The organism is Actinomadura kijaniata (assembly GCF_014138665.1).
GTDB classification, from domain to species: domain Bacteria; phylum Actinomycetota; class Actinomycetes; order Streptosporangiales; family Streptosporangiaceae; genus Spirillospora; species Spirillospora kijaniata.
The window spans coordinates 95,189-108,772 of sequence record NZ_JACJIA010000010.1; the positions used below are offsets into that span (position 1 = coordinate 95,189).

At 73.8% G+C, this 13,584-nt stretch carries 13 protein-coding genes; 7 read left to right on the plus strand and 6 right to left on the minus strand.

Annotation, left to right across the window (positions count from 1 at the left end):
* The first annotated feature begins 181 nt into the window (after positions 1-181).
* Positions 182-1,741: an AMP-binding protein gene (locus HNR61_RS31960; protein WP_182846881.1), complete on the plus strand. Its 1,560-nt coding sequence runs from the start codon at positions 182-184 to the stop codon at positions 1,739-1,741.
* A 51-nt stretch (positions 1,742-1,792) separates the two neighbouring features.
* Complete coding sequence (locus HNR61_RS31965; protein ID WP_182846882.1) at positions 1,793-2,905, plus strand: coiled-coil domain-containing protein; 1,113 nt, start codon at positions 1,793-1,795, stop codon at positions 2,903-2,905.
* Between the two features lie 105 nt (positions 2,906-3,010).
* Here the strand turns inward: HNR61_RS31965 and HNR61_RS31970 are convergent, their stop codons facing one another.
* Genes HNR61_RS31970 through HNR61_RS31985 form a run of 4 tightly spaced genes read right to left on the minus strand, consistent with a single transcriptional unit; the run spans position 3,011 to position 6,465 of the window.
* Positions 3,011-3,709, minus strand: coding sequence for an adenosylcobinamide amidohydrolase (locus HNR61_RS31970; protein ID WP_312898197.1), 699 nt, complete (start codon positions 3,707-3,709; stop codon positions 3,011-3,013).
* Positions 3,706-4,476 (minus strand): ABC transporter ATP-binding protein, encoded by a 771-nt coding sequence (locus tag HNR61_RS31975; protein WP_182846883.1) that lies wholly within the window; start codon positions 4,474-4,476, stop codon positions 3,706-3,708. Before HNR61_RS31975 ends, HNR61_RS31970 begins: the two co-directional genes overlap by 4 nt.
* Positions 4,473-5,522, minus strand: coding sequence for a FecCD family ABC transporter permease (locus tag HNR61_RS31980; RefSeq protein ID WP_182846884.1), 1,050 nt, complete (start codon positions 5,520-5,522; stop codon positions 4,473-4,475). The genes HNR61_RS31975 and HNR61_RS31980 overlap by 4 nt, the downstream gene beginning before the upstream one ends.
* A gap of 10 nt (positions 5,523-5,532) precedes the next feature.
* On the minus strand, positions 5,533-6,465 hold the full coding sequence (locus HNR61_RS31985; RefSeq protein ID WP_182846885.1) for an ABC transporter substrate-binding protein: 933 nt from the start codon (positions 6,463-6,465) through the stop codon (positions 5,533-5,535).
* Positions 6,466-6,879: 414 nt separating this feature from the next.
* Between HNR61_RS31985 and HNR61_RS31990 the strand changes: the two genes are divergently transcribed.
* The 4 genes from HNR61_RS31990 (at position 6,880) to HNR61_RS32005 (ending at position 9,957) form a co-directional block, all read left to right on the plus strand.
* Positions 6,880-7,074 (plus strand): hypothetical protein, encoded by a 195-nt coding sequence (locus HNR61_RS31990; protein WP_182846886.1) that lies wholly within the window; start codon positions 6,880-6,882, stop codon positions 7,072-7,074.
* Positions 7,075-7,178: 104 nt separating this feature from the next.
* The gene (locus HNR61_RS31995) at positions 7,179-7,631 is read left to right on the plus strand and encodes a DUF5959 family protein (protein WP_182846887.1); all 453 of its coding nucleotides are present in this window, start codon (positions 7,179-7,181) and stop codon (positions 7,629-7,631) included.
* 186 nt (positions 7,632-7,817) lie between these two features.
* Entirely contained in the window at positions 7,818-9,026 is a 1,209-nt protein-coding gene (locus tag HNR61_RS32000; protein WP_182846888.1) for a phospholipase D-like domain-containing protein, read from the plus strand.
* Positions 9,027-9,084: 58 nt separating this feature from the next.
* On the plus strand, positions 9,085-9,957 hold the full coding sequence (locus HNR61_RS32005; protein WP_182846889.1) for a diacylglycerol/lipid kinase family protein: 873 nt from the start codon (positions 9,085-9,087) through the stop codon (positions 9,955-9,957).
* Between the two features lie 90 nt (positions 9,958-10,047).
* Here HNR61_RS32005 and HNR61_RS32010 read toward each other — a convergent pair whose 3' ends face one another.
* The gene (locus HNR61_RS32010; protein ID WP_182846890.1) at positions 10,048-11,535 is read right to left on the minus strand and encodes an MFS transporter; all 1,488 of its coding nucleotides are present in this window, start codon (positions 11,533-11,535) and stop codon (positions 10,048-10,050) included.
* Between the two features lie 147 nt (positions 11,536-11,682).
* Complete coding sequence (locus HNR61_RS32015; RefSeq protein ID WP_067828855.1) at positions 11,683-12,129, minus strand: carboxymuconolactone decarboxylase family protein; 447 nt, start codon at positions 12,127-12,129, stop codon at positions 11,683-11,685.
* Between the two features lie 129 nt (positions 12,130-12,258).
* On the opposite strand from HNR61_RS32015, the gene HNR61_RS32020 reads away from it, so the two are divergent.
* Positions 12,259-13,161 (plus strand): LysR family transcriptional regulator, encoded by a 903-nt coding sequence (locus HNR61_RS32020; protein WP_182846891.1) that lies wholly within the window; start codon positions 12,259-12,261, stop codon positions 13,159-13,161.
* The last annotated feature ends 423 nt before the right edge of the window (positions 13,162-13,584 follow it).

A 13,584-nucleotide genomic window follows, 5' to 3' on the forward strand; every position in this document is an offset into this window, starting at 1 on the left:
CCGCTACAGGTCGTCCCGCCCATCCCCCCGGATCAAGGTTCATCATACGTATCAGCCGTGTTTCGGGCAGGGCGTTCCCCTGTCCGGGGCCGGACGGTTTCCGGCCCGCGCGACGGGTTGCCGGTGCGTCGCGGGGCATGTCCCATGGGGAGAGGGAACCGCCGGGTGCGAGGAGCAGCGCGTGGGCGTCGAGGGCAACGGTTTCTACGAGATCGCACGGAACGATCCCGCCCGTCCGGCGGTGCTCGACCCCGGCGGGACGGTGACGTTCGGGGAACTGCACGCCGAGGCGAACCGGCTGTCGTCCGCGCTGCGCTCGCTCGGGCTGCGCGAGGGCGACGCGGTCGCGACCGTGCTCGGCAACCGGCGCGAGTTCCTGACCGTGCTGTTCGCCGCGATGCAGACCGGCCTGTACCTGGTGCCGGTCAACCGCCACCTGACCGTCCCCGAGATCGCCTACGTCCTGGCCGACTCCGGGGCCCGCGCGGTGGTGGGCGAGGCCGCGTTCGCCGGGGCGGTGACGGCCGCCGCCGACGAGGCGGGGATCGGGACCGAAGCCCGGATCGCGGTCGACCGGGCCGAGGGGTTCACCGCGCTGGCGGACCTGTGCGACGGCGCCGACGACGCGCCGCCGCCGGACCGCCGCATGGGCTCGATCATGCTCTACACCTCCGGCACCACCGGGCGGCCCAAGGGCGTCGAGCGCCCCCTCCTGGAGGTCCCGCCGGAGGTCGTGTTCGCCGTCCTGCGCGCCACCCTCGTCCGGCACCTGGAGCTGGAGCCCGGCGACGAGGTGCACCTGGCGGTCGGGCCGCTGTACCACTCCGCGCCCTGCGTCCACGCGATGACGGCGCTCAACCTGGGGCACGCGGTGGTGGTGAGCCCCCGCTTCGAGCCGGAGGAGACCCTCGCGCTGATCCAGCGGCACCGGGTGACCAACACGTTCATGGTGCCGACGATGTTCCACCGGATGCTGGCGCTGCCCGAGGCCGTCCGCGGACGCCACGACGTGTCGTCGCTGCGGCAGGTGTTCCACAGCGCCGCGCCGATCCCGGTCGAGACCAAGAAGCGGATGATGGACTGGTGGGGCCCGGTCCTCTACGAGTACTACGGCTCGACCGAGTCCGGCGCGGTCGTGGTCGCCCGGCCGCGCGAGTGGCTGGAGCGGCCCGGCACCGTCGGGCGGGCCGTGGACGGCGCCGAGATCAGGATCCTGGACCCCGAGGGGCGGGAGCTGCCGCCGGGCGAGACCGGCCTGATCTACGTCGGCGGGCACGCCGGGTTCGCGTACCACGGCGACCCCGACAAGACCGCCGCCTCCCGGCACGGCGCCCTCTACACCCCCGGCGACCTGGGATACCTCGACGAGGACGGATGGCTCTACCTCAGCGACCGCCGCACCGACCTGATCATCTCGGGCGGGGTGAACGTCTACCCGGCCGAGATCGAGTCGGTGCTGCTCCAGCACCCGGCCGTGGGGGACGTCGTGGTGATCGGCGTTCCCGACGCCGAGTGGGGGCAGCGCCCGGTGGCGCTGGTCGAGCCCGCCGCCGGGGCCGCCCCCGGCCCCCGGCTCGCCGCCGACCTGCTGGAGCACTGCGCGCCCCGGCTGGCGAAGCTGAAGCACCCCGAGCGGGTGGAGTTCCGCGACGCCCTGCCGCGCACCCCGTCGGGCAAGCTCAGCCGCGGCCGGGTCCGCGAGGAGTACCTGCGCGGGCGGAATCGGCCGCCGGGGCGTTGAACGGGCCGGGCGGCGCGGTGCGTACCACCGCACATGACGGACCAGGCGGATGTGAAGGTCGCTCCAGTCGACGAGGAAGGGCGGGTCGTCCCCCGCGGCGTGACCACGGCGGATCCGGCGGGGGCGGGGGAGGTCCGGGCCGGTGACCCGGCCCGCGCGGGCGATCCGGTGGCGATGTGGCCGTGCGCGGGGTGCGGGCGCCCGGTCCCCCAGCCGGTGCGCGGCGCGCGGACCGTGCGGTACTGCCAGGACGGCGGAGGGATCTGCGAGCAGGCGGCGCGCGCCCGCCGCGAGCAGGGGCGCCAGGCGCCCGGCCTGACCGGGCAGGTCGCCCTGACCTGGGAGATGGTGGAGCGGCTGGAGGAGGTCGCCGACCGGCTGGCGACCTCGCTGGCCACCGACCTCAGCGTCGCCGGGGTGGAGCGCCGCCTGGCCGACCTGCGCGCCGAGCTCAGCGCCGAGGTCGCGGTCGCCCAGCAGGAGCGCGACGCCTCCCAGCGGCAGGCCGAGGCCGCCTGGCGGGAGGTCGCCGCCGCCCGCGCCCGCGCCGACGCCGCGGCCCAGGAGGCCGCCGAGGCCCGCGCGGCCGCGGAGGAGGCCGCCGCCGAGCGGGACACCGCGCGCGCCGAGCGCCGGGAGGCCCGCGACGCCGCCGAGCAGGCCACCGCCGCGCGGATGGCCGCCGAGGCCGAACGCGACCGGATCGGCGAACGCGAGAACGAGCTGCTGGCCGCGCTGGAGGCCGCCCGCTCCGAACTGGTCACCCTGCACGCCCGGCTGTCGGAGAGCGAGACGATCGCCGAGGGGCAGCGCATCGAGGCCGCCGCCGCCCGCCAGTCCGCCGAGGACCTGCGCGCCACCGTGCGGGGGGCCGAGGCCGAGCGGGGCCGCGCGGTCGCCGAACGCGACCAGACCCACGCCCGGCTCCAGGAGGCCGAGCAGCTCAACTGGCAGCTCGGCCGCGCCAACGACGAGCTGCGCGGCGCCCTGGCCGCCCTCACCGCCGAACGCGACGCCGCCCGCGCCGAGGCCGAACGCGCCCGCCGCAGCGTCGACCTGCTCACCCGGAGCGTCCCGGCGAACGCCCCGCGCCCCGACGTCGATCTCGAACCGCCGACCGGCCTGCACTCCGTCAACGACTTCCGGCTTCCGCACGCCGGCTGAGCCGCCCTCCGAACGGGCGGGGAAGGGAGGTGCGCCAGGCCCCACACAGCACTGGCCCGTGCCGGCCGCCCGCGGTGCGTTCCGGGGTCCGCGGGCGGCCGGCGCTCAGCGTCCGGGGCCGTTCCCGGCGCGGGCGCGCAGCACGGCGGTGTAGTCCAGCGCCCCCGCGTGCACGGCCGCGTGCACCGCGCGGGCGATCCGCGCGCCCCACCGCGAACGCGGACCGGCGAACGGCTCGGGCTCCCCGCCCTCGGGCGCGACCACGCAGATCGCGTCGGAGGCGGTCCCGGTGCAGGGGTAGCCGGCCTCCAGCAGCGCCTGCGTCTTGGCCTCGGTGGCGGTGACGACGGCGTTGACCAGGGCCGCGTCGGTGAGGGCGGCGGGGACGCGCACGGTGATGTTGACCGTTCCGGGACGCGGCGCGCCGTCCAGGCGGATCGGGGCGAGCTCGGGGTCGGCGGCGCCCTCGGGGGCGGCGGCCCAGGTCGGGACGCGCAGGCCGACGGTCGCGGCGACGGCGACGCCGCCGTCCTCGCGGCGGACGGTGCGGTCCACCGACGCGGCCGTCAGCATCCCGACGCCGGGCCCGGCCAGGCCGAGGCCGGCGGCCATCTCCCGCAGGTGCTCGACCGGGTCGGTCCGCGAGTACGCGCCGGGGACCTGCGCGTTCATCACCCAGGCGACGGGGCCGATGCCGCCGCCGAGCAGCGCCGACGAGACCGCCCGCATGCCGGGGCCGGCGCGCCACACGGTGGTGGTCAGGACGGCGCCGTCCTCCTCGCGCCGCGCCGTCTCCAGGTTCACGGGCGCTCCAGGGACAGGATCGGGCGGCCGCCCGGACCGGAGGTGACGTGGACGCGGGCGTCGAAGTGCTCGGCGACCGTCTCCCGGGTGAGGACCCGCCGCGGCGGGCCCGCCGCCGCGACCCGGCCGCCGGAGACCAGCACCAGGTCGTCGGCGTACTGCCCGGCCAGCGTCAGGTCGTGGATGGTGGTGACGACCGTCAGCCCGTCGTCCCGGCGCAGCCGGTCGATCAGCTCCATCACCTGCTGCTGGTGGCCGATGTCCAGGGCGGTGGTGGGCTCGTCGAGCAGCAGCGCCGAGGTCTGCTGGGCCAGGGCGCGGGCGAGGACGACGCGCTGGCGTTCCCCGCCCGACAGGTGGTCCAGCTCGCGGTCGGCCAGCCCGGCCAGGTCGAGGCGTTCCAGGACCTCGGCGACCACCGCCCGGTCGCGGGCGCTCTCGCGGCCCAGGTGGGGGATGTAGGGGGAGCGGCCCAGCAGGGTGTAGTCGAACACCGTCATCCCGGCGGGCAGGTTCGGGGCCTGCGGGGCGTAGGCGACCAGGCGGGCGCGGTGCCGGGGCTTGAGCGCGCGCGGGTCGACGCCCCCGACGGTGATCCCGCCCCGGCAGGGGAGCAGCCCGAGGACCGCGCGCAGCAGCGTCGACTTGCCCGCGCCGTTGGGGCCGATCACCGCCGTCCACGACCCGGCGGGGACCGTCAGCGACACGCCCGCCAGCACCGGGCGGCCGTCGAGCGCGACGTCCAGGTCGCGGACCTCGATCGTCACGTGCTCACCTGCCTGCGGGCCGCGCGCAGCACGACCACGAAGAACGGGCCGCCGACGAACGCGGTCACCACGCCCAGCGGCAGCTCGCCCGGCGCGACGGCCAGGCGCGCCACCAGGTCGACCAGCTCCAGGAACGCCGCGCCGGCCAGCAGCGACAGCGGCAGCACGATCCGGTAGGAGCCGCCCGCCAGCCGCCGCACCACGTGCGGCACCACGATCCCGACGAACCCGATCAGCCCGCTCATCGCCACCGCGCACGCGGTCGCCAGCGACGCCGCCGCCAGCACCAGCAGCCGGATCCGCGCCGCCGACAGGCCGAGCGCGGTGGCCTCCTCGTCGCCGACGGCCAGCACGTCCAGCAGCCGCCCGTGCAGGACCAGGACCACGCTGGACACCAGCGCGTACGGCGCGACGACCGCGAGCTGGTGCCAGTCGGCCGACCCGACGCCGCCCAGCACCCACGCGTAGATCCGCTGCAGCTCCTCCGACCGGTACTGCAACACGAACGTCTGCATCGCGCCGAGGAACGACGACACCGCGATCCCGGCCAGCATCAGCGTGGCCGAGTGCGACGCGCCCTGCCCGGCGGCGTTGCCCAGCAGGTAGGCCAGCGCCACCCCGCCGAGCGCCCCGACGAACGCGGCCAGCGGCACCGTCAGCCCGGGGTCGCCGGGCAGCAGCGCGATCGTGAGCGTCGCGCCGAGGCCCGCCCCGGAGGCCGCGCCCAGCAGGTAGGGGTCGGCGAGCGGGTTGCGGAACACCCCCTGGTACCCGGCCCCGGCGACGGCCAGCAGCCCGCCGACCAGCGCCGCCATCAGGACCCGGGGCAGGCGCAGCTCGAACAGCACGTTCCACTCGACGGCGCTCAGCCCCGAGTCCACCTCGACCAGCGGCAGCCGGTCGGCCAGGGCCTTCAGCACCCCGCCGACCGGCAGGTCCGCCGCGCCCGACAGCAGCCCCGCCAGCAGCGCGGCGGCGAGCACGGCGGACGCGACGGCCAGCTGCGCCGGGCGCAGCCGCGCCGCCGCCCTCACCTGTGTCTTCACGCTGTGCGGGTCACTTACCTTCCGACGCCTCGCGGACCGCGCCGCCGATCGCCTTGACGAACTCGGGCAGGCGCGGGCCCCAGCGGGAGGCGACGTCGTCGTCGAGCGCGACGACGTTCTCGTTCCGGACGGCCTTCAGGTCCTTCCAGCCCGGCCGCTTCGCGACCGTCTCCGGCGACTGCTGGCAGCACTGGGTGTCGGCCAGGAAGACCAGGTCCGGGTCGTCCTGGAGCAGCGACTCCCGGGACAGCTGCGGGTAGCCGCTGCCCTGCTTGTCGGCGTCGTCGGCGATGTTGCGCAGCCCGAACAGCCCGTACAGCTGCCCGATGAACGTCTTGGACGTCACCGTGTGGAACTGCTGGTCCAGCTCGTGGTAGTAGCTCAGCCGCCCGCTCCTGGGAGGCTTCGCCGCCGCGACCTCCTGCTGGATGCGGTTGCGCATGTCGTCGGTGACGCGCTTGGCGTCGGCGTCCCGCCCGGTGGCCCTGCCCAGGTCGAGGATCTGGTCGTAGGCCTCGTCGAGCTTGGTGGCGGCGGGCTCCACCAGCACCGGCACCTTCACCTTCTGCAACGCCGCGACGATGCCGTCCTGGTCGTTGGACAGCACCACCAGGTCCGGCTTGTAGCCGATGATCGCCTCGGCGTTCGGCTTGAAGCCCGACAGCTTGGTCCGGGGCGCCTGCGCGGGGTGGTCGGACTGGTCGTCGACCGCGACGACCTGCGAGCCCGCGCCGATCGCGAACAGCGTCTCGGTGTGGGTGGGGGACAGCGACACGATGCGCCTGGGCGTCGCGGGGATGGCCACCGCGCCGTTGGCGGCCTCGACGGTCACCGTCCGGGCCGGGGCGGAGGTGTCCCTGTCGGCGGAGCCGCCGCCGCAGGCCGCCGCCAGCGTCAGGGCGCCGCCCGTCAGGGCCGCGCCGAGGGCGCGAAGGGGTCGCACGAGAAGCCTCCAAGGCTGCCGGGAAGGCGCGCGGCCCGCCGGTGACGGGTTCGGCCTTCCGCGAGGTCGAGAGTCGTCGGCGCGCGGGAGGCGACCTGGCTACGTCCGTCACCGGGGAGGGGACGGCATCACAGTTGCGGGACAGCGCCGGATTCGCACCGGACTTCGCTCCGTGACGCGCTTGACCTGCAACGTTACCAGCAGGTTCGGTGCGGCCCGGTGCGGGCCCGTCCCACCGCGGCCCGGCGCCGCGAACCCGCTGATCACGGGACCCGCGGGATGGTCCGGCCGCACCGGGTGGGACCGCCGGAAAACGCGTCCCCGGGGCGAGGACGCGAACCGTTCATCTGGCGGGCCTTGTCCGTTTCCCGGGTCCGGCCCAAAGGTCGGAGCGACCGACCCTGGAGCCGCCTCATGGACAACACGGAACACACCGCCTCCGCGACGTTCGGATCCGCCCTGCTGGGCCACCTGCTCATCGCCCTGTGGTCCGGAGTGCCCGCCGCGGTGCTGCTGCTGGCGGGGGAGACCCGGGCGGGCGTCCTCTGCCTGCTGCTTCCCGCCGCGCTCACGGTCTGGGCCGCCGCCCGCCTCATCCGCCGGCCTTGAGAACCCGCCGCCCCCGGACCGGGAACGGCTGGAATCCGACGGCCGAGGCTCGCCACTATGGTTGCGCCCGAGACGCGGATCGGCCTGCGAGCAGAGGGCGCACAGTGGAACTGATCAACCTTTCGGACGGCGACAACGGCTTCCGGGTGCGCGTGCTCGGGCGCCGGTCGCCCGGCGTGCCGTCCCTTCACGACGTGCTCGACGCGGAGGTCCTGGTCACGAGCGGCTTCGTCAGCGGCCGGCTGGCCATGTCCCTGTGGCCGGCCGACCTGGAGAGCTGGTCGCGTGCCCTGGATCTGCTGGCCGCCGGCCGGGACGCCTGCTGGAGGGACGACGACCACAGCCCTGAGATCAGGATCCGGCCGCACGACGAGGAGCACGGGACGCCCGTCGTCCATGTGGAGGATCCGGGTGCCTCATGCGTCCGGGTGGTGCTTCCCCTGGATCTCCCGGAGGGCTGGATCGACGCGCAACGGAGATTGCTCGCGCAGGTGAGGGAGAAGTGGCCGAGTGAGGTCCTCAGATCATCGCCGGGCGTCTACGAGTGGCGGCGCTGAGGCGCTGCCGTCACCTCATCCCGGATCCGAGGCCTTAAGGTCGCCCGCCCTTGCGCACCGTCCCCACACCACCCCCGACGCACCACGAACATCACGCTACGAGCGCATTTTGCGGAGACTTCTAGGGATCACCGGATTTTTGGGTATGTCCCCGCGTCGTCGTCCCCGTCGGAAGGAGCGTCCTCGGTGAGCACGCGTTCGATCCCGTCCTCCCAGGAGTCCGGCCCCGATGAGGAGCGGGGGGACCGGCGCCACCAGATCCGCCGCCGCCTGGAGCGGCTGATCGGGATCGCGGCGACCGAGGGCAACGAGCTGGTGGCGCTGCGCAACGGAGACGAGATCTTCCCGGCGATGCTGGAGTCGATCCGGTCCGCGCGGCAGACGGTCGACATGATGACGTACGTCTACTGGCGCGGCGCCATCGCCGAGGAGTTCGCCGAGGCGCTGTGCGAGCGGGCCAGCGCGGGCCTCCGGGTGCGGCTGCTGCTGGACGCCATCGGCAGCTGGCAGATCGAGGGGCGCCTGCTGAACCGGATGAGCGAGTCCGGGGTGACCGTGGCCTGGTTCCGCAAGCCGCACCATCTGTCGCCGCTCAAGCAGAACCACCGCTGCCACCGCAAGGTCCTGGTGGTCGACGAGCACACCGCGTACACCGGGGGCGTCGGCATCGCCGAGGAATGGTGCGGCGACGCCCGCGACGAGCGGGAGTGGCGCGACACCCACGTACGGGTCCGGGGACCCGCGGTGGACGGGATCGCCGCCGCGTTCGCGCAGAGCTGGGCCGAGTGCCACGACGAGCTGTACGACGACCGGGACCGCTTCACCGCCCAGCCGGCGGCCGGCGACGCGGTGGTGCAGGTGGTGCGGGGCTCGGCCAGCTTCGGCTGGCAGGACATGCAGACCCTGATCCGCGTGGTGCTGGAGTCCGCGACCGACCGGATCCGGCTGGCCTCGGCGTACTTCGCCCCCGACGACTACTTCACCGAGCTGCTGTGCGCGACCGCCCGCCGCGGCGTCGAGGTGGAGATCCTGCTGCCGGGCCCGCACGCCGACAAGCGGGTCAGCCGCCTGGCGAGCCAGCGGCACTACGAGACGCTGCTGGAGTGCGGGGTCCGCATCCACCAGTTCCAGCCGTCGATGCTGCACGCCAAGATCATCACGATGGACCGGATGGTCTCGCTGGTGGGCTCGACCAACTTCAACCGCCGCTCGCTCGACCACGACGAGGAGGTCATGCTCGCCGTCATCGACGACGACCTGACCGCCACGCTGGACGCCCACTTCGACGAGGACCTGGGCCGCAGCGAACGGGTCGACCACGCGCGCTGGGCGCGGCGGTCCCTGGCCCAGCGGGCCAAGGAGATGTCGATCACTCCGCTGCGCCGCTTCCTGTAGCGGGGTTTCACGCCCCGATTCGCGGCTACAACCGCTCCGGACGCGAGGAGGCGAGCGGATGCTGCTCATCACCAACGCCAGGGCCGGGACCTCCGACGCCGAGACGATCGGCCGGGCCGAGGCGATCCTGCGCGAGGCGGGCCCGGTCACCCGTATCGCCTGCTCGGAACCGGAGGACCTGGACCGCGCGCTGGCCCGGCACGACGACGGGACGGTCGTGGCGGCCGGCGGCGACGGCTCCATCCACACCCTGGTCCAGGCCCTGCACCGGCGCGGGGAGCTGGAGGGCCGGGTGGTCGGGCTGCTGCCCCTGGGCACCGGCAACGACCTGGCCCGCAACCTGGGCATCCCGCTGGAGGCGACGGCCGCCGCCCGGCTGGTCGCCGGGGAGGGGCGGCCACGCGCCCTCGACCTCTTCGTGGACGACGCCGGCGGCGTCGTGGTGAACGCCGCGCACGTCGGTATCGGCGCCGAGGCCGCCGAGGCCGCGACGCGCTTCAAACCGCTGTTCAAAACGGCCGCGTTCCCGCTGGGCAGCCTGCTGGCGGGGCTGCGGCACACCGGCTGGCGGCTGCGCGTGGAGGCCGACGGCGACCTGGTCACCGACGGCACGGTGCTGATGGTCGCGCTCGGCAACTCCTCCGGCATCGCCGGGGGCAACGCCGATCTCGCGCCGGGCGCCTCCCCGAGCGACGGCCGCCTCGACCTGGTGGTCTCCGCGGCCACCGGACCGCTGGCCCGCGTCGGCTACGCCCTGCACCTGCGTTCCGGACGGCACCTGCGCCGCGACGACGTCGTGCGCACGATCGCCAAGGAGGTGTCGGTGAGCGGGGAGCCGTTCCGCGTCAACACCGACGGCGAGGTCTCCGAACCGGTGACCAGCCGCACCTGGACCGTGGTCCCCAGAGCCTGGCGCCTGCTGATCCCCTGACCCCACCCGGCTCACCACACCGCGGCCTCCGACGGCGGAACGGTCCCGCCCGGCGTGCCGGGCGGGACCGTTCCCTCTGGTGGCCTGCCGTCAGTGGCCGACCAGCACGGGCTTGGCCGCCTCCTCGTCGCCGGCCGGGTCGGCCGGCCCGGCGGGACGGCCGGAATCACGGTTGAGCAGCAGGAGCAGCGCCGTGGCCAGGCCCGCCAGCGCGAAGACCGCGGTGGCGGCGAACCCGGCCTGGAAGCCGTCGTTCAGCGCCTCGGGGCTCGTGCCCGTGGTGTAGGCGAAGGCGACCGAGGAGGCGATCGCGATGCCGAGCGCCGCGCCGATCTGGAAGACCGCGTTGTTGATGCCCGACACCAGGCCGGACTCCTCGGCCTTGGCGCCCGTCAGCGACGCGATGGAGGCCGCGACGTTGGTGCTGCCGATGCCGGAGCCGAAGACCACCAGGCCGAAGAACAGGTCGCTCCAGTATCCGCCGTCCGGGTCGATCCGGGTCAGCAGCAGCAGTCCCCCGAACAGCAGCGACATGCCGACGATCGCGATCGGCTTGTAGCCGACCCTGGCGACCAGCCGGGCGCTCACGTTGGCGCCGATGATCGACATGACGGCGTAGACCGCGGTGCTGAGCCCGAACCTCACGGCGCTGTAGCCGAGGACCTGCTGGGCGTAGAGGGAGGTGATCAGAGCCCCGCCGTACACGGCCATCGCGACGATCAGCATCAGGACGTTGCCGCCGACCACGGTGGGCGAACGGAAGATCCGCAGCGGGACCAGCGGCGCCTGCGACCGATGCTCGATCACGGTGAAGACCACGAACAGGACGACGGCGGCGACCAGCAGGCCGATCGTCTGGCCGCTGCCCCAGCCGACCAGCGGGGCCTCGGAGACGGCGTAGACCAGCATGGCGATGGCGGCGGTGACGGTCACCGCGCCGGCGGGGTCGAACCGGCGGCGCCCCTCCCGGACGGGGGTCTGCTTGAGCAGGCGCGGGCCGAACAGCAGCACCACGGCGACGACCGGGACGTTGATGTAGAAGATCCACTCCCAGCCGAGGCCGTCGGTGATCGGACCGCCGATGAGCAGCGCGGCGGTGGCGCCGAACGCGCCGACGCCCGTCCAGATCCCCAGGGCCTTGTTGCGTTCGGGTCCCTCGGCGAAGGTGTGCATCAGCACCGCCATCGCGGTCGGGGTCATCACCGCGGCGGCCACGCCCTGCACGACCCGGGCCGCGACCAGCACGGTGTCGGTCCAGGCCAGCCCGCACAGCACCGAGGCGACGCCGAACAGGGCGGTGCCGAACAGGAACATCCTGCGGCCGCCGAGCAGGTCGGCGGTGCGGCCGCCGAACATGAGCAGGCCGCCGAAGCTCAGCAGGTAGGCGCTCATCACCCACTGGACGCCGCCGGGCGCGAAGCCGAGCTCCTGCTCGATCGAGGGCAGCGCCAGCATGACGATCTGCGAGTCGACGATGACCATGAAGAACGACGCCACCAGCAGGGTGAGCGCCAGCCATCTCCGCCGGTCGGGGGCGGCTTCCTGCGTCGTACGCCGGTCAGGGCGTGTCTGGGACATGGGAGTCCTCGTTTCCTTTCCTTGGACGGGCTGTCGTTCCCGACGTCCGGCGGGGTGCCGACGGCACGTCGGGGCAGCACGAAGCCACCACGCGGGTTCCGCGGTGGTCGTGTCGTGGGGGGCTGTGATGCCCGAAGGGGATGGTGCCTAGGGCCGAGGGGGGACCCTCGCGGCCAGGCACATGCGGTCCAGCGCGTTCGCGACGGAGACCGCCATGATCAGATTGGCGAGGTTGTAGGGGCCGAGCAGCCGTTCGGCCTCGCCGTACTCGTCGTCCGGCACTCCGCCGGCCGGAAGCCGGGTCATGACCTCGGTGAGGGCCAGCGCCGCCCGCTCCGACTCGGTGAACCGCTCCGAGTCGCGCCAGCCCGCCAGCTCGTTGAGCCGCTCCTGCTTCTCACCCAGGTGCAGCGCCTCCCTGATCCGCTGGGCCAGGAAGTACGCGCAGCCGTTGAGCTGGGCCACACGGATCCGCGCCAGTTCTCTCAACCGGTCATCGGTCAGCCCTTCGCGCCGGAGGACCTCCTCCAACTCGGACACCAGGCCGACGGAGCGCGGCGACACGGCGGCCAGTTCGATCCGCTGCCTGGTCATCGGGCTTCACCTCCTTTTCGTCGCTCCTGCGGTCTTCTGCCGGAGAACAGTGTGAATTCGAGGGACGACCGGGAACAACAGTGAAGTTCTCACCCTTCGGTAAGGTCCTCTTACCGAAGAAGGGTGCTGATGAACTGGCAGGAGCTGGAGACGTTCTTGACGCTGGCCGAGGAGCTGCACTTCGGCCGGGCGGCCGAGCGGCTGCACGTGTCGCGGGCTCGGGTGAGCCAGATGACCAAGGCGCTGGAACGGCGCGTCGGGGGCCCGCTGTTCGAGCGCACCAGCCGCCAGGTGACGCTGACCCCGCTCGGGCGGCAACTGCTGGACGATCTCGAACCGCACCACCACGGCGTCGTCGAGGCCCTGGCCAGGGCGTCCGACACCGCACGCGGCACCGGCGGCGTCCTGCGCGTGGGGTTCTCCAGCCCGCTGGCCAGCGAGCAGCTGATGACCATCATCGAGGCGTTCCGCAAGGATCACCCCAGGTGCGAGGTGCAGATCCGTGAGGTCCACCTGTCGGACCGTTTCGGCCTCCTGCGCAAGGGCGAACTCGATCTCCAGCTCATCGAGGTGCCCGTGGACGAGCCCGATGTGACCGTCGGCCCGGTCCTGGTCCGTGACCCGCTCGTTCTCGCGGTGTCCGGCACCCACCGCCTGGCCGACCGCGCGGCGGTCTCGCTGGAGGACCTGACCGACGAGACGGTGCTGGTCATCGACGGCATGGATGACTGTTTCAAGGCCCGGCTGATCCCGGATCGGACCCCGAGCGGCAGACCCATCCGCCACCTGGCGACCACCCGGTACTGGCAGGAGTTGCTGGCGATCGTCGCCGCCGGCGAGGGCGTCACCATCGCCGCCGCCCAGGGCACCCGCTACTACCCCCGCCCCCACCTGGTCTACATCCCGATCAAGGACGCCGATCCCCTTGAGTACGCGCTGCTGTGGCGTACGGCCGGCGTCTCCGCGAAGGGCCTGGCGTTCGTCCGAACAGCGCTGGAGGCGTCCACCGCCACCAGATCGGGGCCGCTCTAGCACTCGGGCGGTTCCCTGCGTTAACGCCGCCCACCGGGCGATCTGCGGCCTGATCCCGCCGACCCACAACCGACACCGAGACGTGTCGTGGTCACAGCGCCGGTCGACATACATCACCGACGGCTTGCGCCCGTGCGCCCGGCTCGCCCCGGAGCGGCGGGATCACCGCCACCAAAGCCGGCACGTGAGTCACGTCACCGCGGCGGTGGCCCGGTACCGCGCTGGCGTGGGCGTTAGACCGTATTTCCAAGCCTGGCCCACAGCGCTGGCCCACAGCGCTGGCCCACGGCGCTGGCCCACGGCGCTGGCCCACGGCGCTGGCCCACAGCGCTGGCCCACAGCGCTGGCCCACAGCGCTGGCCCACAGCGCTGGCCCACAGCGCTGGCCCACAGCGCTGGCCCACAGCGCTGGCCCACAGCGCT

Coding starts and splice junctions, on each gene's coding strand:
- HNR61_RS32015 (WP_067828855.1), bottom strand. CDS start 12,129: ATGACCAGGCAGCGGATCGAACTGGCCGCCGTGTCGCCGCGCTCCGTC.
- HNR61_RS32005 (WP_182846889.1), top strand. CDS start 9,085: ATGCTGCTCATCACCAACGCCAGGGCCGGGACCTCCGACGCCGAGACG.
- HNR61_RS32010 (WP_182846890.1), bottom strand. CDS start 11,535: ATGTCCCAGACACGCCCTGACCGGCGTACGACGCAGGAAGCCGCCCCC.
- HNR61_RS32020 (WP_182846891.1), top strand. CDS start 12,259: ATGAACTGGCAGGAGCTGGAGACGTTCTTGACGCTGGCCGAGGAGCTG.
- HNR61_RS31990 (WP_182846886.1), top strand. CDS start 6,880: ATGGACAACACGGAACACACCGCCTCCGCGACGTTCGGATCCGCCCTG.